The sequence below is a fragment of the Exiguobacterium sp. TDN 0502 genome (genome assembly GCF_050846835.1).
Lineage (GTDB): Bacteria > Bacillota > Bacilli > Exiguobacteriales > Exiguobacteriaceae > Exiguobacterium_A.
This window is the reverse complement of record NZ_JBOZGJ010000001.1, coordinates 647,234-669,381: the sequence shown is the minus strand read 5'-3', so window position 1 is coordinate 669,381 and position 22,148 is coordinate 647,234. Positions and strand designations below refer to the sequence as shown.

The 22,148-nt window shown below is 48.0% G+C and carries 20 protein-coding genes and 1 pseudogene; 18 read left to right on the top strand and 3 right to left on the bottom strand.

Features of this window, described 5'->3' with window-relative positions:
• From ACRPK8_RS03180 to ACRPK8_RS03155, 6 genes and pseudogenes are all read left to right on the top strand, one after another.
• Positions 1-969: pseudogene (locus ACRPK8_RS03180) on the top strand (hypothetical protein); the annotation flags it as partial.
• 75 nt (positions 970-1,044) lie between these two features.
• A complete protein-coding gene (locus ACRPK8_RS03175) occupies positions 1,045-2,673 on the top strand; it encodes a poly(glycerol-phosphate) alpha-glucosyltransferase (protein WP_432236885.1) in 1,629 nt (542 codons plus the stop codon).
• Positions 2,670-3,284, top strand: a complete 615-nt coding sequence (locus ACRPK8_RS03170; protein ID WP_432236884.1) for a class D sortase — start codon at positions 2,670-2,672, stop codon at positions 3,282-3,284. Before ACRPK8_RS03175 ends, ACRPK8_RS03170 begins: the two co-directional genes overlap by 4 nt.
• On the top strand, positions 3,281-4,342 hold the full coding sequence (locus ACRPK8_RS03165) for a YheC/YheD family protein (RefSeq protein ID WP_432236883.1): 1,062 nt from the start codon (positions 3,281-3,283) through the stop codon (positions 4,340-4,342). The genes ACRPK8_RS03170 and ACRPK8_RS03165 overlap by 4 nt, the downstream gene beginning before the upstream one ends.
• 14 nt (positions 4,343-4,356) lie before the next feature.
• Positions 4,357-4,947, top strand: a complete 591-nt coding sequence (locus ACRPK8_RS03160; protein ID WP_432236882.1) for a hypothetical protein — start codon at positions 4,357-4,359, stop codon at positions 4,945-4,947.
• A 163-nt stretch (positions 4,948-5,110) separates the two neighbouring features.
• Positions 5,111-6,238: a Fic family protein gene (locus ACRPK8_RS03155; RefSeq protein WP_432236881.1), complete on the top strand. Its 1,128-nt coding sequence runs from the start codon at positions 5,111-5,113 to the stop codon at positions 6,236-6,238.
• Between the two features lie 43 nt (positions 6,239-6,281).
• Here ACRPK8_RS03155 and ACRPK8_RS03150 read toward each other — a convergent pair whose 3' ends face one another.
• Together ACRPK8_RS03150 and ACRPK8_RS03145 are read right to left on the bottom strand one after the other, a co-directional pair.
• Positions 6,282-7,217 (bottom strand): sortase domain-containing protein, encoded by a 936-nt coding sequence (locus tag ACRPK8_RS03150; RefSeq protein WP_432236880.1) that lies wholly within the window; start codon positions 7,215-7,217, stop codon positions 6,282-6,284.
• 93 nt (positions 7,218-7,310) lie between these two features.
• Complete coding sequence (locus ACRPK8_RS03145) at positions 7,311-8,678, bottom strand: copper amine oxidase (protein ID WP_432236879.1); 1,368 nt, start codon at positions 8,676-8,678, stop codon at positions 7,311-7,313.
• A 405-nt stretch (positions 8,679-9,083) separates the two neighbouring features.
• Here ACRPK8_RS03145 and ACRPK8_RS03140 point away from each other — a divergent pair, with 405 nt between their 5' ends.
• The 6 genes from ACRPK8_RS03140 to ACRPK8_RS03115 all read left to right on the top strand — a co-directional run bounded on the left by ACRPK8_RS03140 (position 9,084) and on the right by ACRPK8_RS03115 (position 13,092).
• Positions 9,084-9,383: a DNA-directed RNA polymerase subunit beta gene (locus ACRPK8_RS03140; protein WP_432236878.1), complete on the top strand. Its 300-nt coding sequence runs from the start codon at positions 9,084-9,086 to the stop codon at positions 9,381-9,383.
• A 27-nt stretch (positions 9,384-9,410) separates the two neighbouring features.
• The gene (fabZ, locus tag ACRPK8_RS03135) at positions 9,411-9,833 is read left to right on the top strand and encodes a 3-hydroxyacyl-ACP dehydratase FabZ (RefSeq protein ID WP_029342716.1); all 423 of its coding nucleotides are present in this window, start codon (positions 9,411-9,413) and stop codon (positions 9,831-9,833) included.
• Positions 9,834-9,840: 7 nt separating this feature from the next.
• On the top strand, positions 9,841-10,263 hold the full coding sequence (locus ACRPK8_RS03130; protein ID WP_432236877.1) for a hypothetical protein: 423 nt from the start codon (positions 9,841-9,843) through the stop codon (positions 10,261-10,263).
• A gap of 92 nt (positions 10,264-10,355) precedes the next feature.
• Complete coding sequence (locus tag ACRPK8_RS03125) at positions 10,356-10,670, top strand: four-helix bundle copper-binding protein (RefSeq protein WP_432236876.1); 315 nt, start codon at positions 10,356-10,358, stop codon at positions 10,668-10,670.
• Between the two features lie 351 nt (positions 10,671-11,021).
• The gene (locus ACRPK8_RS03120; RefSeq protein WP_432236875.1) at positions 11,022-12,554 is read left to right on the top strand and encodes an SdrD B-like domain-containing protein; all 1,533 of its coding nucleotides are present in this window, start codon (positions 11,022-11,024) and stop codon (positions 12,552-12,554) included.
• A 112-nt stretch (positions 12,555-12,666) separates the two neighbouring features.
• Positions 12,667-13,092, top strand: a complete 426-nt coding sequence (locus tag ACRPK8_RS03115; RefSeq protein ID WP_432236874.1) for a helix-turn-helix domain-containing protein — start codon at positions 12,667-12,669, stop codon at positions 13,090-13,092.
• Positions 13,093-13,158: 66 nt separating this feature from the next.
• Here the strand turns inward: ACRPK8_RS03115 and ACRPK8_RS03110 are convergent, their stop codons facing one another.
• Positions 13,159-13,410, bottom strand: coding sequence for a hypothetical protein (locus ACRPK8_RS03110; protein ID WP_432236873.1), 252 nt, complete (start codon positions 13,408-13,410; stop codon positions 13,159-13,161).
• A 169-nt stretch (positions 13,411-13,579) separates the two neighbouring features.
• Here ACRPK8_RS03110 and ACRPK8_RS03105 point away from each other — a divergent pair, with 169 nt between their 5' ends.
• The 6 genes from ACRPK8_RS03105 (at position 13,580) to ACRPK8_RS03080 (ending at position 22,145) form a co-directional block, all read left to right on the top strand.
• Entirely contained in the window at positions 13,580-13,990 is a 411-nt protein-coding gene (locus tag ACRPK8_RS03105; RefSeq protein WP_432236872.1) for a hypothetical protein, read from the top strand.
• Positions 13,991-14,487: 497 nt separating this feature from the next.
• Complete coding sequence (locus ACRPK8_RS03100; RefSeq protein WP_432236871.1) at positions 14,488-17,784, top strand: hypothetical protein; 3,297 nt, start codon at positions 14,488-14,490, stop codon at positions 17,782-17,784.
• 261 nt (positions 17,785-18,045) lie between these two features.
• Positions 18,046-19,605 carry a S8 family peptidase gene (locus ACRPK8_RS03095; protein WP_432236870.1) on the top strand — a complete coding sequence of 520 codons (1,560 nt, stop codon included), beginning with the start codon at positions 18,046-18,048 and terminating at the stop codon, positions 19,603-19,605.
• A gap of 17 nt (positions 19,606-19,622) precedes the next feature.
• On the top strand, positions 19,623-20,339 hold the full coding sequence (locus ACRPK8_RS03090; RefSeq protein ID WP_432236869.1) for a hypothetical protein: 717 nt from the start codon (positions 19,623-19,625) through the stop codon (positions 20,337-20,339).
• A 38-nt stretch (positions 20,340-20,377) separates the two neighbouring features.
• Positions 20,378-21,064 (top strand): hypothetical protein, encoded by a 687-nt coding sequence (locus tag ACRPK8_RS03085; protein WP_432236868.1) that lies wholly within the window; start codon positions 20,378-20,380, stop codon positions 21,062-21,064.
• A gap of 181 nt (positions 21,065-21,245) precedes the next feature.
• Complete coding sequence (locus ACRPK8_RS03080) at positions 21,246-22,145, top strand: LCP family protein (protein ID WP_432236867.1); 900 nt, start codon at positions 21,246-21,248, stop codon at positions 22,143-22,145.
• Positions 22,146-22,148: the final 3 nt, after the last annotated feature.

Genomic DNA, 22,148 nt, shown 5'->3' with positions numbered 1-22,148 from the left:
GCTGACGCTGACGCTGACGCTGACGCTGACGCTGACGCTGACGCTGACGCTGACGCTGACGCTGACGCTGACGCTGATGCCGACGCCGATGCTGACGCTGACGCTGACGCTGACGCGGACGCTGACGCTGACGCGGATGCCGATGCGGATGCCGACGCGGATGCTGATGCGGATGCCGATGCCGATGCCGATGCGGATGCTGACGCTGATGCCGATGCCGACGCTGATGCCGACGCGGATGCGGACGCCGACGCCGATGCGGATGCTGATGCCGATGCTGACGCGGATGCGGATGCCGATGCGGACGCCGATGCCGATGCTGACGCTGACGCCGATGCCGATGCGGATGCTGATGCCGACGCGGACGCTGATGCGGATGCGGATGCCGATGCGGATGCGGATGCCGACGCTGATGCGGATGCGGACGCCGATGCTGACGCCGATGCGGATGCGGATGCCGACGCGGATGCTGACGCCGATGCGGATGCTGACGCCGATGCGGATAATGATAATGATGGCGACAATGCTGGTACCGATACAGGAAACAGCAATGGCGGAACTGACAATTCGAACAACCAGTCGAACGAGAATAATACAAATCATGTTTCGAACGAAAACAACAATACGAATAATGTGTTCATTCCAGTTCCTGTCTCCCCGACGCCACCAATGAACGGACCTGGCATCAAGCCGAATCCGCTAGTGAACGGGTCCACCCTCAAGCCGACTGTTCCTGTTCAGACAGTAGGTGGGACAAGTACGAAGCAGAGCCTTCCCCCGAAAGTGGTCGGTTCTTCAGTGAGCCGTTCGCCGCTCGTTTCAAAACCAATCACGCAACCGGTGAAACGGGTTGTCGGTGGAACCTTACCGAATACTTCAGAAAATCTGTTCATGATCACCCTTATGGGGATGCTTGCGACAGTTGCCGGAGTGTTCACGAAACTGTTCCGTCGTCGTCCACAGGAATAAATCATGCTGTAGTCGATCGTGGAGGGGCTAGTACCCTCTGCGATTCATCCTTTTTGAATAGGAGTGAAACTGAACATGGATCTGCTTACCCGTTTCAACACGGCAATCGATGTATTAGAACGACGCATGAATACAGAAGATATCTATTACTGGAATCGGCAGATGACGTTATTCGTCTCGCTTGGCCAAGCAACAGAACGGGCGTGTGTCGTTCGCTTTCAAGGAAAAAACCTGCAGTCCGTAGCAGACCAGGCACGCCATTGGCTCCGTAAACAACCGGAGACGGATTGGCTGAAGCTTGATATCGCCCGAAATTTCGAAGCGACGACCTTTGAGGCGTTACAAGTACAACTACGCATGACACGTAAGAATTATTTTCGGCGCGGCATTTCCTTTGACCGGAAGATGCAGTGTGCTTATCTAGAAGAAGAGTTGAATGGTAATGCCGTTTTAACCAAGGATCCGACGCATGATGAACTGCACGTCAATTTAACGAACTTAACGAACTACACACAACACCAAGGACGGACCGCACGTATTGCATTTCATCCGACGAGTCCATGCCTCCTCTTTGAGACACTCGGTGTCTTTGCGGGTGAAACACCACATGTACTTGAAGTGACACGGGATGTTGAAAAAATCCGTGACACGACGAGTCACCTTCCTTCCGAAATCAAGACGATCGTTGCTGCGTCGAGCCGTTATCTGGCGCGACAGGTCCAGACGAACGGTCGTTTCCAATATGGATACTTTCCGTGTTTTGATAAACCGATTCGGTTCTACAATAGCCTGCGGCATGCGAGTACGCTCTATTCGATGATCGAGGCGTATCGTCTTGCACCGGACGAGATACTCCGGGATGCGATTGACCGGGCGAAGCGTTATTTAATCGATGAGCTGATTGTCCTGAACGGGGAACTTGCCTTCGTTCTTGACCGGGAATCAAATGAGATCAAACTCGGTGCGAATGCTGCTGCCATCTTAGCCCTAACGGAATACATGCAGACGTTTGGGACGACGCAAGACCTGCACGTGAGCCGCCAACTGGCGGAAGGGATTCTCTCGCTGCAGCAGACTTCCGGACAATACCTGCACGTGCTCGAATATCCGTCGTTTCAGCTGAAGGATGCGTTCCGGATCATCTATTATGAAGGCGAAGCAACTTATGCGTTGATGCGGTTGTATGCCCTCGATCCGGACAGCCGCTGGCTCGACAGTGTCGTCCGGTCATTTGATCATTTCCTGGCGCACGCTTATTGGAAGTACCATGACCACTGGTTGAGCTACAGTGCGAACGAGTTGACGAAACAGTTGCCAGAGGCCCGTTATTTCCAGTTCGGTCTGCAAAACGTCGCCCCGAAACTCGACTTCATTCATCACCGGGAAACGACCTACCCGACATTTCTTGAATTGATGCTTGCAGCACGCGAGATGATTGATCGGATGGAAGCGCTCGGGCAGAAAGCGTTACTTGCCGATTTTCCTCTCGAATGGCTTGATCAGACGATCGAGCGGCGGATGGTCTATCAACGGAACGGCTTCTTTTATCCGGAAGTCGCGATGTATATGAAGAAACCGGACCGGATTCTCGGCAGTTTTTATATCCGCCATCATTCGATGCGCGTCCGGATCGATGACGTCGAACATAATCTATCCGGCTATTGCCGCGCCTGGGCACGAATGCTGAAGGAGGTGCCGTCATGATGCGCCGACTGTCGACGTGGTTACTCGTCATCGGTCTAGCAATGCTCGGGTACGTCGGGTACCAGAAGCTGACGATCAATCAGACCTTGACGACGGAACTGGCGAAAGCAAAAGATGTCGTGCAAGCGGAGGGAACGTCATCGACCTCGATCACGACGGAGAAAAAGAAACAGACGAAGCAGAAGGCGGAAGAGGTGCTGTTTCAGACCGGTGAGACCGTCGGCTATTTAGACGTGCCGTCCCTTCAGATGGAGCTACCGGTTTTAGAAGGCGTCGATGAGGCGACGCTTGCGAAAGGGGTCGGTCATCATCCGAAGACGGCGTTTCCGGGGCAGGGGGACCGGATTTTCCTCGCCGGTCATAACGATACGACGTTCTCACACATCAGCAAGCTGCAGGAAGGGGACGAAGTCATTCTCTATCTCGCGAACGGCTCCTATCGTTACGTCATGCAGTCGAGTGAAATCGTCGATTATAAAGACACACGAGTTCTCGAGTCAACGAAGCAAGAGTCACTGGTCATCTCGACCTGTTATCCGTTTTATAACGTCACAAATAGTACGGAACGGTATTTAATTTATTTTGAACCCGTCGAGGAGGATGCATCATGACACGAATCGGAATATTACGGCTGAACGAGAATCCCCAGTTTCGCGATAAGATTGCCTGCGTCATCGGTGCCTCGATGGGGGTCGATCTCTTCTTTTTCCGTCCGCGTGATGTCGACTTCGAAAAGCGGACGATCCGGGGGCTGTTTTTTGAGGAAGATGCCTGGCATCCGAGTCTGTATGAGTTTCCGGACGTCATCTATAATCATTTGCCGCTCAGTGATGCGGATAAGGAATTATTTAATCGTCTTGCTACGGAGATTCCATTTACGACCCACCGGATCGGGAATAAAAATGTCGTCTTACGGCAACTGGCGCAGGAAGGTTCATTTCAGGATGTCTTGATTCCGATGCACCGGGTAAAGAAAGGAAAGACGATTTTTCCGCTGATTGAAAAGTACGGGAAGGTTGTCTTGAAGCCGGCGAACGGGAAACAGGGACAACGGATTTATACGATCGAGGCGGAAGGGGACGCGTATCGATTCAGCCATCTGCTGGAGTCGACTGTCTGTTCGACAGGGGAATTGATCACCCGCATCGAAGAAGAGACAACACGGAATCCGATGATCGTCCAGCCGTTCATCGCCTCACAGACGATTCACGGGCATTCGTATTGTATGCGGATCCATGTCGCGAAGGGGGCGAACGGGCAGTGGAAGCTCGTCAAATATTTTCCGTTCGTCAGCAACAATCACCAAGAATCGGTCAGCCATCTCAGTCACGGGGCATTCTCGACGACGCGGATGGACATCTTCATGAAGCAGAACTATCCGGATCAACATGAAGTGATTTCGCGACGGATCGTTGACTTCGCGCGACGATTCCCCGCCTATTTCGAATCGTTTTATGCATACCCGCTCGATGCGCTCGGGATCGATGTCGGAATTGGTGCGGATGGACGCATCTATCTTTATGAGGTCAACAGTCTGCCCGGAACGCGGTATGTCGAGTTTCAGGCAGAGTATCTCGCGGTCCAGTATTGCCAGTACCTTGCGACACATGGGCGCCCCGGTGTACATGGACTTGATCGGGGATGGATGAAGGAACGGATCGAGGCTTAGAAAAGAGGCGACGTGTGAAGACAGTCTTATTTTACGTCATGTCAGGGATACTCATTCTCATCATCGTCACGAAGTTCATGGTCCCGATTTTCGGTTGGTTTCAGGCAGAAGAGCCAACAAAAGAGACGAAGCCGCGGACGTCGCTTCGGCTTGATGAAGCGCAACTGAAACAGTTCGACCGGGAAGACCGCCTCGGCGTCGTTTACGAGATGGCAGGCTTGAAATTGAAGACGCTCGACGTCGAGACGACGGAAAAAACACGCCAGACGCCACTCGTTCAACTGCAGGTAGAAAAACAAAAGCTCCTCCAAGTGATGGGAGAGACCGGGCGCCTGCTTGCAATCACAGTCAAGGTAACGAATCAGTCGGCGGATGAAATCGAGATCTTACCGAAGATCGGGGAGTATGAGACGGGAGACGAAATCGTGACGATTGCGGATCAGTTCAACGCCTTGAACGGAACATATAAACCGGGCGAGAGCCGGATCGGCATCGTCTTCGTCCCGTCGGAACAGCTCCGCGTGACGGAGGGACGATTCAGCCTGTTCTATAAGACGATGTCCGGGAAAAAACAGCTCCGAATTGCACTACCAGCAGCGAATTGATTAGTTCAATATTTGTATAATATATGGAAGACGACCGATAAGAATCGGTTGTCTTTTTTTGAGTGATTTTTAAATTAGAAAAAACAAAAAAATATCTTTATTTGATTGATTAGCGTACAATAAGATTAAAAATATAAAAAAATTAACGAAAGGATGTGTGTTTATGACGATTCAAGGGGTCGGTAAGTTGCCTATATCGATTACGACAGAGCAAGCAGCAAATTTAGGAATGAAGTTAGCAAGAATTTCATCAGATATAGGACGGTTGGATGAAAAATTCAAAACATCCCTGGTTACTTCAAACTTAATTAATACATTGGCACTTAAAGAATCTGTTCAATCGACACGAATCGAAGGAACACATGTCACTTTCACAGATATGGTTGAGAACAGTCATTCATCGAGTCAGAAATGGGAATATATCGAAGTCATGAATTATCAAAAGGCTTTGTTTATAGGACAAGAGCGTATTCGAAATGGCTATCCTCTTTCAACACGACTCATATTAGAGTTACATCAAATATTGATGCAAGGTGCTAGAGGAACAAATGTATCTGCGGGAGAATTCAGGAAAGTTCCGAACTGGATCGGACCGACGAATCGGCGTGAAGATGCGGTATACATCCCAGTAGACGCTCAAGACATCGAAACATATCTTGAGAACTGGGAGAATTATGCGAATCGTCACGCTTATGGAAAAGCAATGGACTTATCTCATCTTCCGAAAAATCAATTTGTCATAGACGAAGAATCGCATCCTTTGTTAAAAGTTGCCGTACTTCATGCGCAGTTCGAATCGATTCATCCATTTTTAGATGGTAATGGTCGATTAGGTCGAATCATAATTGCGCTCTATATGATGCAAACAAAGCAAATTTCAAGCCCGATTTTCTTAGTCAGTGAAGAGTTAGAGAAGCAACGTGCTAAATATTATCATTTACTAAACGGAACACGTGGACAAGAACCGGATTGGAGTGGTTGGATTAACTTCTTCCTCGATGCTTCTGAACGTATGACCCAAAAATTAAATCAACTACTTGATGAAGCGGAAAGTATGGCGAAGAAAGGTATAGCGCAATGTGAGACAGCTACACAAAAAAATGTGTACTTAGTTACCTTTAGCCAACCGAATTCGACAGCTAGTCAAATGGCAAAAATATTATCAATCTCACCAGTAACAGCTAGAAATGCTCTAAATTATCTCTCAGGTCAAGGATTGCTGTTTAAAGATACTGCTAAAAAAAGAAACGTTGAATATTGGAATTATGGATTACTCGAACTAGTGAATTGATATGAACAACGGGATGTCTCCGCCTGGAGGCATCCCGTTTGTGTTATTTCTGAACGGCGCTGAACGCGTCTGCTGATTCGATCCCGGCTTTGCTGACCGCCGTGATGACGAAACGACCTGTCGCATCTTCCGGCAACGGGAAGGCTTTCCGTTCGATCGATTCCGTCGTTCCGAGTTTTTTACGCTTGCCGTCTTTTTCTTGATAGATGTTGTATTTGACGACATCTTCATCCGTTGAGGCGTACCAGTTGATGAACCCGCCGCTGACACGGATGTTCGTCGCTGGTTTCGGCGGCGTCTTGACCGGATCCGATGCTTTCTCGTCAAGTTCCGTAAAGACGACGAGCCGGTTATCGTACGTTCCTTGGTTCTGGTCGTACGTTCCGATACACGTAATCAGGTTCAAGTTCCGTGTGTCTGCCGGACCGAAGATTTTCTTCAGTGGTGCTTCCAAGTGATCGTACTGGACAAGCTGTTTGACACGGAAGACGAGCTTACGTCCGGAAGCATCCGTGATTTCGACTGGATCCCCTTTTTTCAGTTCATGCAGCTTATAGAAGATCGCAGGACCTGTCTTCGTATCGGTATGCCCGTCGATGACGGCATTGCCGATATCACCGGGGCGGGGACCGAACTTATACCAGCCGGCCTGCTGTTCGTTTTTAGGTGTGGCCATGGCGCCGTCCTTATCGAGTCCGACCTGTTCGACCTTCGTCTTGATGTCGTGCTTCGGGATGACGAGGCGTTTCGGGAGCTCGACCTCCGTCGTCGATAAGTCCTTGAACTCCTTCTTGAAGATTTCGGACGGCTTGAGCGGATCTTCTTCCTTCGTCTCGGAAGAGGCCGCGGATTCTGTTTTCGGATCACCTTGCGTAATGTTCGACATATCCGGTTTCTGTTGACCAAACAACAAAAACAGCAATGTCCCGACCGATGCAACCATCAACAGGATGCTCGCCGGTAATAACCAACGTTTCATAAACGCGTAGCTCCTTTCCGAGAGAAGGGATTCCCTCTATGTAAAAAAACAGGATAGCATGTCGCTATCCTGTTATTGATTATACCCAATTTCTTAGGCGTTTTGACGTTTGCGTGCAAGGACAAGACCGGCTGCGCCGAGTGCAAGACCGAATACGGCGATCGCACCAGTTGTTGCAGCTGTGTTGTTGTCGCTCATACCACCGTTACCAGTGTTCGGCATTGATCCTGGCGTACCATCCATGAACTTCTCTGGTGATTGTTTGACGATTGCTTCACCGAGGTTTTCACCTACACCGTACATGTAAGCATAAGACTCACGGAATGTGTCGACCGAACCTTTGTAGTCGCCTTCCACATATTGCATGAACGTATCTTGGACGTAAGTCTCGTGACCGGATACGGCTTCTTGTGCTGCTTTTGTTGGAAGGTTTTCTTCTGTAGCGGCACCAAGGAATGCACCGAAGTCGTTCGAGAACATTTTGAGCATATCTTGTGCGTCACCCATTAATTTCTTGTCGTCGTTGACGGCTGCAGTGACGAGGTTTGCTTGTGCTTCAATGTGGTTTTTCGTCCAAACTTGTTCGAATTGATCTGCACCAGCTTGACCGTAGATCGATTTGATGGCTGCTTTGAAGTCAGCTGTGTGCATATCTTCAGCCCAGTTTGCTGCATCGTAGTCTTTCGCTTGGTCCACACCTGATGTCATGCTGAGGTTGGCAAGCGCAACGTGTTCAGCTGCAAGGCTGTTGAGTGTTGAACGAAGATCTGCTGCTTTTGTGTCAGCTTTCGTGTTGTCGAATTTCTCAGGCATCTGTGTCGTGATTGCAACAGAGAGTGCTTTTGAGATGTCATACATACGGCTGTAACCTTCGCGGAACGTGTTGTACGATCCTTCGTAGTCACCAGCTGCATATTGTTGGAACGTTTTGTAAACGTCTGCTTCGTGTGCACGGAGGACTTCTTCAGCTGTTGCTTTCGGGAGTTTACCTTCCGTTGCTGTATCGAGGAAGCTTGAGAGATCTTGAACGAACTCTTCTGTTTCTTTCTTCGAAGCATTGATGCCGTCTTGGTCGTCTGCTTTAACAGCTTTGACGAGGTCCGTCGTATATTTGTTGTGTGCGACGAAGATTTTCTCGAATTGTTTTGCGCCTTCGTCACCGTAGACAGAAGCGATTGCTGGTGTCATGTCGAGTGCGTTTTGTTTAAGTGCTGCTTCATAATACTCGGTATCTTTTGAACCGTCGTAGCGTTTTTTCATGTCCATGACAGCAAGGACGAAGTGTTCAGAGAGTAACTGATCGAGTGTGGCACGAAGGTCAGCGGCTTTCGTTTTGACCGTGACGTTTTTCGGTGCATCTTGTTTCATGTCTTCTCCGCCACCGGATGCGAATGCTGCTGTTCCTGGTAGTACGAGTGCTGCTGCCATTGCGGATGCTGCGAATTTTTTCGTGTGTTTCATCTTAAATCATTCCTCTCAGTTTTTGGTTTATTTGGTAGGTGTTTCTTGCCCGTTCTGAATAGCTTACGCATCGCCGGTTGTTTTGGATTGCATAAAGTTTTAATTTTTTTTAAGAATAGTTGAAGTGATGTTTCGTGCCATCCAAAGAACCGTTGTTGCATCGTTCTGGAGAGCTTACGCCTAGGAAGTGCATTTGGATTTAAAAAAATCGCAAAAACCCGCAAATCATGGGAAACTGTTTTTCCACTTCCTTATATACACAAACTAAAATTTTTTAGAGGAATTGCCTGTCCGGTCGTGTTACACTAGTTGCGGAACACGTTTTGTAGCTAAATCGCAACTATTTAATACCAGGTACTAATATGCTATACTGTTCTCAGACTGAATCAATGAAAGGTGATCAAGATGGTACAAAACCAAGCAGGCACGGATCAACCGACACGCGAACGCCTGAAGAAAAAGCAACACGCTTCGAAACAGGGAACGCCGGGAAATCCGAATCATAAATCAGAGCAACGTCTTCGTGCATACTCGACACGCCGGGTTCCGATCATCGTACGTGTACTGATCGTTCTCGTCCTCATCGTCGTAGCACTGATCGTCGGCGCAATGGTGGGTTATGCAACGTTTGGTGGTGGCGAGGCAATGGATGTGTTAAAGCTCGACACATGGACCCGCATCACCGATTTTTGGATGAAATCTTAATTTAATCAGTGATGGGAGCTGTCAAATATGTATACGATCGAACAAATCAAGGAAGTCATTCCGCACCGGTATCCGTTTTTACTCGTCGACCGCATTTTGGAGGTCGAAGAAGGCAAACGGGCGGTCGGCATTAAGAACGTCACGGCGAATGAAGAATTCTTCAATGGCCATTTCCCAGAATACAATGTCATGCCGGGCGTCTTGATCGTCGAGGCACTTGCACAAGTCGGCGCCTTCGCTGTACTGAAGATGGAAGAAAACCAAGGAAAGCTTGCCTTCTTCGCAGGAATCGAAGGCTGTCGCTTCAAACGTCAAGTCGTTCCCGGGGATCAGCTCCGCCTCGAAGTCGAATTGACGAAGGTCCGCGGACCAATCGGTAAAGGTCGTGCCACAGCCACAGTCGATGGGGAAGTCGCCTGTGTCGCTGAACTGACGTTTGCTATGAAGTGAAGTCATCATGAAACGCTGGCTTCTCCCCCTCGCGATTTCCTTACTCATCATTCCTGGTTGCCAGCGCGCTGAACAGGCGAAGACTGCTTCCCCGACAGTCATCGTTGACCCGGTCAAGCGTGCCGGACAGACCGAGAACATTTCTGCTCAGATTACACTGACGGAAAATGACCGGATGCGTCTCGTCATCCGGACAGCGAATGACGTTCGACTCGATGACCAACAGGTCGATATTCGGCTCGATGTCGCCAATCAATCGATCCCGTTCCCGTTCGTCTCCTTCGAAGCGAAGAAGATGGGGGAAATCCGGACCTATACGTCCGATACGACGATCGAAAAGGATGTCTTCGATGACCAGCGTCTCCCGGTCCTCATCATTGATGCAGGAGCAGGGCGAGGAATCGAGATTCCGCTTGAAATCGTCAAATAAGACAGTAGGATGGATCATTCCATCTGCTGTCTTTTTTTGTTTTGTTTAAGCAGAGCAGGGTACATAGAAACATACCTAAAGGAGGAATCAATATGGATCATACTGTACATCAACGACTGACGGAGTGTATTCTGGCGTGTAATCATTGTTTTGATGCCTGTCTGAACGAGGAACAGGTCGGACACATGGCGGACTGTATTCGACTCGATCGGGATTGTGCCGATATCTGTAGTCTGTTACTCCAAGCAATCGCAAGAAATAGTCCGAACGTATCGGTTCTTGCGAAGGCGTGTCAGGAAATCTGTGAAGCGTGTGCCGCAGAGTGTAGTAAACATGAACACGATCACTGCCAGGATTGCGCGAAGGCGTGTACGGTATGTGCCGAAGCGTGCAGTCAGCTGGTCTGAAAGGGCTGACTCAAAAGTCGGTTTCTACGAGAAAAGAGTGGCAGATCATCATTCTGCCACTCTTTTCTCGTACATAATGAAGGACTCGTTTCGCGCAACTCCTACAGGAAAAAGCGCATTGCGCTGTCAGAGACAAACAAGACCCGCTTTCCTGCTTGAATGAAGCAGGAAAACTGGCTTGTGTCTCGCCTGAGGAAAGGGCGTGAAGGGACGTGTCCTTCTTTTGGAAGTCAGCCTTTTTTTATTATAAAAATATAGCAGGAATTCAAGATTTCTTCTGGTTATTTTTGGCGGATTTGTTTACTATTTAGGGAGGTAATACTAAATCACGATAGGAGCATACATACACTCATGAAAAAAATCAGCTTACTTTTGATGGCATTCGTCATCGCATTTGGTCTGAAGCTTCCGGTTTATGCGGAGACGGCTGCGTGGGACGTCACGGGAACGGGCACAGGTCCGTACACGTTGACGTTTGAAGGAACAGGAATCGTCAACATCACGTCTGAGACGGATCTTGTCTTTGAGGACGGCGTAACGGGAGAGAATGTCAATATCGAAGAGACGCCGGTCGTGACATTTACGGCAGAGACGGCACCAACCGTTCAAGTCGTCTCAGCAGACGGACAACGGACGGTTCTCGTCACGTTCGGAAAAGTCGTCGCACCGGAAGAGCCGACGTCAGAAGAGCCAACAACAGAAGAACCAACGCCGGATACACCGGAAACAGACGAGCCGGTCAAAGAAGACCCTGTGACGGATGAACCGACAGCAGAAGAGCCAGAGGAAGAACCAACGACAGAGGATCCTCAGAGTGATGAGGAGCCGACACCGACACCAGTCGAGACACCGACGACGGGAACGATCGAAGGAACGATCTGGTTCGATGAGAATGAAGACGGGATCCGTCAGGACAAGGAAATGCGTCTTGATGACATCGCGGTCTATTTGATGGATCGGAATGAGGATGTCCTCGACGAAGTCTATACGAAGAATGGTACGTATCGCTTCAAGGATGTAAAGCCGGGTACATACGAAGTCGAAGTAGACGGCTATGACATGGGGTATTACTTCTACTCGGAACAAAATGTAGGAGACGACCGGACGATCGATTCGGACGTCGACGAAGACGAAGGAACGAAGCGTGTCCGCCTCGCTGCCGGTCAGACGGAAGTCATCGATGCTGGTCTTTACGGTGATGAAGAGCTTGACGGCATGCTTGAGAACTGGTTAGCAGTCGGCAACTTCTTTGATGCAAACGATAACCAGAAGCCGGATTATGACGAAGAAACGGTTGCCGCGACGTATACGGTGACGGATGCGATCACGGGCAAAGAGGTCTATCAAGAAAAAGTCGCGAAAGACGATGCGATGGCAATCCAACTTGACCCGGGGACGTATACGATCAAGACGGAAGTCGCTACAGGCTATACGGTCAAGGCGATGCATCATCTCAATTTCGATGACCTGATCATGGATATGGACGAGGAAACATTCGAAGAGTATGAATCGTTCGCCCAACAAGCACAAGCGATGAAACGGATGGCGAGCAATGAAGAACAATTGACGCCAGAAGAACAAGCGATGATCGATGAGCTGTTACAGTACTTCGACCGGAAATCACCGGATGCGAGTGTGACGATCGAAGAAGGTAGCTTCGGTCACGTATTGATCGCAGAAGTGGCGAAGGCAGAGGCGCCAGTCGTCAAACCGACACCTACGTCAACGAAAACACCTGTGACGGGAGTCGATGCGACAGCGAAGCAGTCGACGACATCCGAAACCTTACCACAGGCAGGCGAAGACAAACCGTTTCCGTACGCAGCAACAGGAGCAGGATTTGCTGTCGTCGGTCTTTGGTTACTCGTCCGCCGGGGAGCTTAAGAAAAGGAGAGACCTTCTATCCGGAGGTCTCTTTTTTATGTGTGTATCTTTTGACACACACGCACACATATGTGTATAGTGAAGATAACAACAAATGGAAAGAGGGATGACGATGTTAACAACGAAACAGATTAGTGAATTGTTACGAGTCTCAGAAGAAACGGTCCGGCGCTGGATTCGGACGGGCGAGCTGCACGCCGAGCAGGACGGGAAAGGGTATCTCGTCGATGAGTTGGCGCTCAAACGCCTCGTTGATGAGAAGTCACAGATCCCGGGAACGGCGATGAACAAGATTCTCCCACTCATCCAGGACATGTTCGGACCGGAAGCGGCACAGTTCGCGAAGTCGAACCTGTTTGATCCGCTCCGCCAGTCGATGGAGCAGGCGCCACCGAAACCGGAAGCGTCGAACGAATCGCTCGTCGAAGAACTCGATCGGCTGAAACGGAAAAAACGTCGTCTGGAGCTCGAACATGAATTGAAGCTGCTTGAAATTGAAGAAAAGATTGCGGTCATCGAACGAAAAGTTCAGTCGTAATCCAAAAAAGCGATGTCTCCAAGTACAGGAGGCATCGCTTTTGTTGCGCTATAGGAAAAACCCACTTCACGAGGCGGAAGGGGTTTTGTCTTTGGCTTGTTTCTTTTTACGGTGCCAGTACCAGTAAGCAAGTCCGAGACCAATCGGGATTGCAGCCAGGTACGGGTTGGCTTCGATGAAGCCGATCATCTCAAAGAGCGCGAACCATCCACTGAGTAGACCGAGGATGAGTAAAATCGTCCGTAGGGCTTCGGGAAGCTTGCGGATCCGATACGCAATGAGACAGACGAGGCAAAAGATGATAATAGCCACGAGCATTCCTCCCATTCCCGTTATTTAGTATAGCGTATTCGGAAAGCTTTTTCGATGTTGAATGATGTGAAATGAAAAGATGCAATCCGTTCCGAACAATCGAACCGTTTGACCTGTCATGATAGGTGAGCCCCTCGCGGACTCACCTATTTTTTTGATAAAGGAGCACACTGAGATGATCATTGATTATTTTGCCGTCTTACCGAGTGGCGCGAAGGGCGAGCTCGAACCGCATTGTTTGACGAAAGGAACTTGGTATCGCCGGATCAATGAGGAATTGTTCCGGGCAATCCATTACGGGGCAGGCATCATCCGCATCCGGGATAAAGGGGCAGAGCTCCGGATTCCGATCGAGTTCGGTTTCGGCTATGTCCTCCAATATCTCCGCCAGTTCACGGAGGCGGAGCGACAGGACGAACGAAAACGTCACGTCCTGCAACGTCAGCTCGACTGGATCGGACGCGGACTGCCGATCGAATTGAAGCGACGCGGAGCGAAGATCGAGATGTGGGCAGATGATGTGCATCGTTTGCACCGAGAATCGTTTCTTCGAGCAATTGAAAAAGCAGATCATTTTGTATCGTGAAACCAAAATTTTATTTTAATAAAACGAAAAGAGAACAAAATTTAATAAAATGTAAGCGTTTTCTTTAATGAGGTGTATCCAAAAATAAATTTCCATGTACAGCCTATATAATTATATTTTAACTTACTACTATTCCCCTATTTTTTACAAAAAATCTATTGTGACGTCTTTCCTAGTTTTGTATATTTGACCTGTAGCGTTTCTACTGATTCTTAAAAACGAAATGGTGGGGCGCACGAATCTACGATGGAAATGGCTTTTTCAAGCGATTTCAACAGTCTTCTTTAGTTCATCCCAATCGGATACATATGGCTCACCACTGATCGTCTTGATGATAGACGAAAAGTCACAAGTGAAACAGAACGTATTCCTCCTAAGACGACTAAAGAGTTTTTTTGACTGTCATAAGTTAAATATTTCTATATTTTACTTATATTGTAGATTTTAAATTGGGATTTTCGGTTTGGATTTGTTAGAAAAAAGGAGGAATAGTAAACATGGGTTATTCGAAGAAAACGAACAAATTGTACGCTGCTGCCGCTGCACTCGCAGTCACAGCGTCTGTCGTAGCACCGGTTGCTGCTGATGCAGCATCGAAGGTCTCGGTTAAATACATCTCTCCCATCTTGATGAAGCATGCGGGCGGTTCGAAGTACGCGACGAAAAAATTGACGCTTCCGACGAAAGTCAAAGTCAAATTGTCAAATGGCAAGTACGAAATGCGCTCAGTCAAATGGAGCGGTTCGATCAAATTCGAAAAGAAATACATCAACAAATACCAGGTCCTCTACGGTAAGGTAGCCGGAACTTCGAAGAAGGCGATCCTCAAAGTCGAACTTCAAAACTATCCGGTTGATGTCCTCGAACCTGTCCTCGAGCCGGTCGCTGTAGGCGAGAAAGTTCAATTGCCGAGCACGATCAGCATCCGTTACAAATCAGGCATCATCGTCAAACGTCCAATCAGCAAGTTCAACCTCAAAACACCATCAACATCAAAAGCAGGCAAATATAAACTGGCGTATTCGTATAAGGGTGCGAACTCTGTCGTTAAAGGGTACATCAACTACGAAGTCAAAGCAGCGGACATCTCGAACGTCATGGGAAGCGTCGATGATCAGATGCTTTCAGTCAAAGCGGACGTCATGTACCCAGCAGTGGGCGCAATGGCAGAACTCTTGATCTACCCAGGCAAGGACATGTCAGCAACACCGATCGTTGCGAAGGGCATGATCTCAAAAGGGAAATTCATGGCAGAGAAGGGCGGCATTCCGGAAGGCACGCATAGCTACGTCGTCAAAGTCGGCGATGTCAAATCCGCTCCGATGGACTTCACGATTGCAAACACGGTCCTCGCTTCAGCAAAAGCAATCGGTAAAGAGAAAGTCGAAGTCTCGTTCTCACGTGCCGTTGACTCGGTCATGGCGGACAACTTCAAAATCGCCGGTGCAACAGTCAAGTCAGCGACGCTCAGCGCCGACAAGAAATCAGCGATCCTCGAAGTCGACGGTCTCGAATACGGTATGGACTACACGGTTGACGCGAAAGGCATCATGATCGGTGGCGTTGCGAAAGACCTCGGCTCACTCAGCTTCATGACGCAAAGCGTCGAAAACATCTGGATGCTTGAAGTTTCGCCGAAAGCTTCTACTATCGTCGCGAATGGAGCAGATAACACGGAAGTGACGTTCGCTCTCAAAAACAAAGCGACTGGTGAAGTGGATAAAAATGCAGATAATATCGTCTTGAAATTGTCAACATCATTCGGTGCTCTTGCGAAAGATCGTGTCACAATCCAGGACGGTAAAGCGACGGTACTTCTAACATCTGAATTCAGTAACACAGATATCGACGCAATCATCAAAGCAGAAATCATTGAAACGGCAGCTGGTGATTACAAAAATCTGATCGGCAAGATTGCGGGAGAAACGAAAGTCAAATTCAGCACGATTGCTGTTACACCTGCTCCAATTGAAATGATCAATGTCCTTGCGGCTGAGTCGAATCAAGCCGACCGTGTGACAATCTTCCTTGATAAAGCAGTCTCACGCGAACTTTTACTCAAATCATTTGGACTCGACAAAGTCATGCAGGGTCTCCATGAAGAAAATTATCTCGCGAACGAGAACATTCAAATCGAGCAATTTGATGGAACAAAACGTGTCATTGGCGTAAAAGCGGTTCCTTCTAATCCAAAAGCATTCGAGTTGATCTTGGACAAAGACACGTACCTCCAAGATAATGCGGTTGTTAAATTGACAGCAAAAATCACGAGCAACACGGATACAGAAGTGAAGTCAAAAGCAAGCTTCAAGTTGACAGATGCTCGTCAGCCAGAAGTTACTTCTGTTAAAGCTATAGGGTTGAATCAACTCGAAGTCAAATTCTCTGAAGCTGTTTCTAAGGCGGATTTCAAAATTGACGGACAATATGGCGGTAAGTACTTCGAAGTTATTCATTACGGATTTGATAACAAAATGGGAGTCGATCGTCGCGATACAGTCAAAATCGTATTGAATGATGACTACCCAGGTCTAAAAGCAGGGTACTTTACTGCTGGTAAACACTCACTCCAAGTGTCGAGTATCTATGACTATGCAGCACTTTCTGATGAGACGAATATCGGAACAACACAAAACCTCGACTTTACTGTTGCGGCAGATACAGTCAAACCGACAGCTGGCGTCGTCGTTGAATCACCTGAACAATTCCGAGTAATGTTCAGTAAAGGTCTCAAAAAAGCAAATATCAGTGAGTTACTCGGTGATGAAATGAAGTTTGAGCGTTACAACTCGAACACGAAGAAATATGAAGATTTCAGTGGATATGTAGATGTCACGTCTTACAATAAAGAGACTGGCGAAGCTGTCATTGAGTTGAAGAAAGACTGGACGGAAATCTACGATACAGTCAATACGAAAGAAAACTATTACAACGATAAATTCCGTATCACACTTGCTAAAGGTTCAATCCAAGCTGAAGCGAACGGTGAGAAGAATGACGCGCTAGTGCTTGATCTGAATTACGACGGTTCTCCGCTTAATTCACCGGATCTGAAGAGTGCTGAGATCAACACGATTGATCGTCTAGCTCCAAGTAATGATTTCGTCGTCATGATGAGCGAACCGGTGAAAGTTCGCGGACTTGATCAATACGATACACCACTCATCAATGCGGATGGTGTTGTTTATCCACCGAAAACAACGGTTGAATTCATTGGTAAGAATAAAGACGGAAAAATCGTCACAATCGATGGTTCTGTCCTTAATTACACGGATACGACAGACAAAAATTTCCGTGTGGCAGCAAATGAAAATCTACAAAAACTCGTCGACATGGAAGGTTATGGTGAAGAGTGGAAAGTCGTCGTCAAATCACTTTCTGATGATGTCGGTAACACAGTTGCGACAGCGACACATGATTTCAAACTCATGAAAACACCACCAACTCCAGTATTATCACCATTTGAAATCCTTAAGGTCACGGCTAATGAGAAAAATGAGAAAGATGTCATTCGCATCAAATTCACAGAGGGCGTTCAGTACTCTGGTATGTACGATGCGACAAGTACAGCGAATTATGTTCTTAACGGAAAAGCACTCCCGGTCGGAACAACGATTTCACTTGCTGATTCGGATGATATCGTATCGAACGGACTTGACATCGTGAAGATTAAAGTCCCAGCTGGTACGCTTAAAACGTTGTCGAACGTCATCGTCGTCAATAAAGATCTTCAGTCTTATGACAACTCTGTCTTGACTGGCGGTTACGAAAAAGCAGTCCTCCTCGGACTATAAGCATGACGAAAACCTCTCCATCCATTACGGGTGGAGAGGTTTTGACGTGATGAGAACGTGTAGTCCAAACAATACAAAACGATAGACAGAAACACTACGACGCTAGTTAAAGATACAGAAAGACGTGAGGAGAAATCCTGTTTTAGAAAGACGGCGTTCTTTTAGCACATCGGTTGTTGAATAGAGGTAAAAAGAACTAGGAAAATCAATTTTTTCCATTATAATGAAAAAGGATACATATCAGGAAAGGAGTAGATCCGTATGAAAAAACTCATCATCAGCGCCCTTATCGTCAGCGCGTGCAGTACATATACATTCGATTCGGCTACAGCATCAACAGGCGCTAAAAAGCTACCGGTAATCGAAGCGAAAATGAAAAAAGGCTATATCAAAGGCACATTCGACGCTAAGGGAAAGGCGTTGTTCTATTTTGATACGAAGACCTATCTCGCTGGCGGAACCCATCTGAAGTTTGCGCCGGATGCCTCGAAGAAAGTCACCGTCTATACCTCACAGACAGAATACAAACAAAGGGATCCGTATGCGCGGTATGCGAACAGTAAAAAGACGCTTTATTTTCCGCTGTCGTGGAGTGGGCGGCAATACATCGAAGTGACGGGAACAAAGAATAAGTCGTTTACGATTCCCTATAAGCTCGAACGGTTGGAACCGATCCGCGAATACGCAGCGAAGACGACTACGACAGGGCGGGCGACGAGTCTCGTCGTCCGACTGAATGGGATGACGAAAGCAAGTGCGCTATCAAAAGCGTCCCGGGCAAGTAAACACGAAACAATCGATAGCGACCTTCGGCTCGAGAAGTTCTCATACAGCAGCTTCATCCAAGCCCTGGCTGCGAAACGGCAGCTCGAGCAAACGAAGGGCGTTCGTTACGTCGAACTCGACCAGCCGATGCACTTACTCAGTACCGACCCTTTCCAGTCCGTCCAGTGGGCGCTCCGCAATACCGGGCAACGCGGGGGAACGAAGGGAGCGGACATCGGCTATAAGGCGATGACGCAACGGATCGCTAAGAAATCGCGTTCGACCGTTCGCGTAGCGGTCATCGATACCGGCATCAATCCGACGTATGCCGATTTCGCGGGACGTGTCCGGATGGACCTCGGCTACGATTTCGTCCATAAACGTCAGCTCGCCTACGACGATCACGGACACGGAACACATGTCGCCGGTATCATCGCTGCGACATCGAACAACGGCTACGGGATGACCGGCATCAATGACCGGGCGAGCATCATTCCGATCAAAGTCATCTCGCGCAATAACTACGCGTCGAACTCGAATATCGCGAAAGGCATCCTGTTTGCCGTCAAACAAAAGGCAAAAGTCATCAACTTGAGTCTTGGCGGTGGCGGTGTCTCGCTCGCAATCGAGGACGCATTAGCAGAAGCACGCAAGAAAGGAATCTTCGTCGCTGCAGCAACCGGGAACGAAGGCGCAGCGAAACTGTCCTATCCGGCACGCTCGAAATATGCGTTCTCGGTCGGGGCGACGAACCGATTCGATAAACGAGCGTCGTTCTCGAACTATGGCGAAGGACTCGATCTCGTTGCACCAGGGCAAGACATCGCGAGTTACCTGCAAGACGGCGAATCGATCTTCTGGAGCGGCACATCGATGGCAGCACCGCATGTCGCCGGGGTCGCGAGTGTCCTCTATAGCTTAAAGCCAAGTATCAAAGTGACCGACGTCGAATCGATTCTCCGTAAGTCAGCGAAGGATCTCGGCAAAAAAGGTCGCGACACGACATACGGCTATGGTCGCTTGAATGCCGATCGTGCCGTTCAGCTCGTGAAATAAGGAGCGGGAGGTGAATGATGAAATTACTCGGAAAAGTAACGATGATTGTATTCATTGTAGTCGCATGTTTCGTTCCGAACACAATATCCGCAGCAACAAAAGAAGAAGTCCGCCTAACAGAGTTGTATAAGGACTTAAAGCATGGGATGACGATCGAGCAGGTTGCCACAATACTATATGGGAAAGAAGCGAAAGAACATATCCGATATCGTAGATGGCAGCCGAAGATTTTGCGGGTACCGATCAATGACGAAACAGTCGAAGACGGACATAAGCAATTGATTCAGGCGATAGAAGACCGCTCCGACAAGCAAGGGCCGCAACTTGTCCTCCACTTCATGACAAAGAAAAAAAGTAACATCTATCTACTTGTCATCAAAGCCGTTTTTGTCGAACGGAAGTCAACGACGGGTTACCGTGAAAGTACACGTCAGCTCAAAAAAGGTATGAACCTGGAAAACGGGATGACGGAAAAACAGGTCGACGCGATGCTTGCGGGAAAAGGACTGGGGCACTGGACAGCTGTTGCCAATATGGATACGACATCCGGCTATTCGAAAGAAGAAATCCGGCGAGACTTTCAGGATTTATACCGGATGAAGGTCTATGTATTTCCGACCACACAAAAAAATAAGTGGAAAGAAGTCCAATTTGCTTACAGTCAAGAGCGGAAAAAGTTTGTCGTAGACAATATTCGGACGGTTGGACCGAACGATACGGCACCTGAGTTTTAATATAAAAATGAGACACTCTAAAAAAGGGGATAAAAAACATGAAAACGACATTTACGAAAGTTGCCGTAGCAACAGTACTTGCAGGAACGACTTTATTCGGAGGAGCAGCCTCTGCTGCGACGAAGGACGAGACAAAAATAACCGATCGCTACACGGCACTCAAAGTGGGAATGACGATCGAACAGGCAGCAAAAGTCATCTACGGGAAAGAATATAAGAAACAATTGACGAAAAAAGGCAGTTCGACGGTATTGAAGAAAAAAGCAGAATTGACGACTTCTTCGCAAGGTCAAAAGACAACGGTCTATGCGTTCTCCGATGAAAAGAATTTTACGAACATGTCTGTGTTTCAGTTCATGACGAAAAAGAACAGTTCGGTCTATCGTCTGACAGGTAAATCGTTGGATTTGTACCGTGCAGATAGTTATACTGGTGCGCGTGAAAGTAAGATGAAACTGATGAAAGGAAAGAAAATCAAAACTGGAATGACCGAAAAACAATTGGATGCTGTATTATCAGGTTCGGGTCTTGGCGAATGGACGGGAGTCGATGCAATCGACTGGACATCAATCCAATCGAAACAGGAACTGGACTATGGACTTGGAATCAAGTCACTGTCTAAAACATATGTCTTCCCAACTTCGACTAAACAACGGAAACTCGTCATCTTGAACTATGATTATGAAAAGAAAACGTACAAAGTTTCGAGCCAAACCTCTCTTTAATCAATGCAAGAGCTTATCATTTTGGTAGGCTCTTTTTTTCATCTTTTCCCGTTTTTTACAAATCACTTTCAAATTTCGTTATACTCGGACTATAAGTCTTGTCAGACACAACCGATATTAACGAGAAGCAAAACACAGAAGGGAATGGACACAGTTGGAACGAGTAAAGAAAAAACGTAAGGTGAAAAAACGCTGGACACCACTGAAAGTCATGCTATTGATTGCACTTGTCCTTATCGTCGGTATCGGCGGATTCATCGGCTATACATATTATCAAGTCGACCAAACGGTCAAAAAAATTCAGGCACCTGTCAAGAATACGGGAGATAAAGTCGTCGAGGAGCAAAAGCCGGTCTCGGTTCTGTTGCTCGGTGTCGACCAACGACCAGGCGAGCGGGGACGCAGTGACTCAATCATGGTCATGACACTGAATCCGACACGTAACGAAAGCCGTTTGATCAGTATTCCCCGGGACACGAAGGTTGATATCGTCGGTCATGGTACGAATGATAAGATCAACCACGCCTATTCATTCGGTGGACCGGAAATGGCAATCAAAACGGTCGAAAAGTTTCTCGATATCCCGATCAATTACTACGCGGAAATCAATATGGAAGGATTCACATCTTTAGTTGATGCAGTCGGTGGTGTGACGGTCAATAACGACCTTGACTTTACGGTCAGTGGGACACATTTCCCGGTCGGTAAAGTCAATTTGGACGGGAAATCGGCGCTGAAGTTCACTCGGATGCGCTATGAAGATCCACGGGGTGACTTCGGTCGTCAGATGCGTCAGCGGGAAGTCATCGCTCAGGTCGCGAACAAATTATCGTCTGATGTATCGGTCAGTAACTTCAACGCGATCATGGACGTTGTTGGCAAAAATGCCCAGACGAATGTCTCGTTCAAACCGATGCGGACGCTTGCCTTTGATTACATGGATGCGTTCCGAAACCAAAAGAACTTAAAACTTGAAGGAACGGGTGGAAAAGAAGGTGACGGGATCTACTACTGGCACCCGACAGACGATTCACTGAAAGAAACACAAACAGCATTACGCTATTCACTCGATATGGAATGAAAC

Coding starts and splice junctions, on each gene's coding strand:
- ACRPK8_RS03140 (WP_432236878.1), top strand. CDS start 9,084: ATGGTACAAAACCAAGCAGGCACGGATCAACCGACACGCGAACGCCTG.
- ACRPK8_RS03110 (WP_432236873.1), bottom strand. CDS start 13,410: ATGCTCGTGGCTATTATCATCTTTTGCCTCGTCTGTCTCATTGCGTAT.
- fabZ (WP_029342716.1), top strand. CDS start 9,411: ATGTATACGATCGAACAAATCAAGGAAGTCATTCCGCACCGGTATCCG.
- ACRPK8_RS03170 (WP_432236884.1), top strand. CDS start 2,670: ATGATGCGCCGACTGTCGACGTGGTTACTCGTCATCGGTCTAGCAATG.
- ACRPK8_RS03090 (WP_432236869.1), top strand. CDS start 19,623: ATGAAATTACTCGGAAAAGTAACGATGATTGTATTCATTGTAGTCGCA.
- ACRPK8_RS03115 (WP_432236874.1), top strand. CDS start 12,667: ATGTTAACAACGAAACAGATTAGTGAATTGTTACGAGTCTCAGAAGAA.
- ACRPK8_RS03130 (WP_432236877.1), top strand. CDS start 9,841: ATGAAACGCTGGCTTCTCCCCCTCGCGATTTCCTTACTCATCATTCCT.
- ACRPK8_RS03175 (WP_432236885.1), top strand. CDS start 1,045: ATGGATCTGCTTACCCGTTTCAACACGGCAATCGATGTATTAGAACGA.
- ACRPK8_RS03095 (WP_432236870.1), top strand. CDS start 18,046: ATGAAAAAACTCATCATCAGCGCCCTTATCGTCAGCGCGTGCAGTACA.
- ACRPK8_RS03100 (WP_432236871.1), top strand. CDS start 14,488: ATGGGTTATTCGAAGAAAACGAACAAATTGTACGCTGCTGCCGCTGCA.
- ACRPK8_RS03125 (WP_432236876.1), top strand. CDS start 10,356: ATGGATCATACTGTACATCAACGACTGACGGAGTGTATTCTGGCGTGT.
- ACRPK8_RS03120 (WP_432236875.1), top strand. CDS start 11,022: ATGAAAAAAATCAGCTTACTTTTGATGGCATTCGTCATCGCATTTGGT.
- ACRPK8_RS03150 (WP_432236880.1), bottom strand. CDS start 7,217: ATGAAACGTTGGTTATTACCGGCGAGCATCCTGTTGATGGTTGCATCG.
- ACRPK8_RS03145 (WP_432236879.1), bottom strand. CDS start 8,678: ATGAAACACACGAAAAAATTCGCAGCATCCGCAATGGCAGCAGCACTC.
- ACRPK8_RS03155 (WP_432236881.1), top strand. CDS start 5,111: ATGACGATTCAAGGGGTCGGTAAGTTGCCTATATCGATTACGACAGAG.
- ACRPK8_RS03105 (WP_432236872.1), top strand. CDS start 13,580: ATGATCATTGATTATTTTGCCGTCTTACCGAGTGGCGCGAAGGGCGAG.
- ACRPK8_RS03165 (WP_432236883.1), top strand. CDS start 3,281: ATGACACGAATCGGAATATTACGGCTGAACGAGAATCCCCAGTTTCGC.
- ACRPK8_RS03085 (WP_432236868.1), top strand. CDS start 20,378: ATGAAAACGACATTTACGAAAGTTGCCGTAGCAACAGTACTTGCAGGA.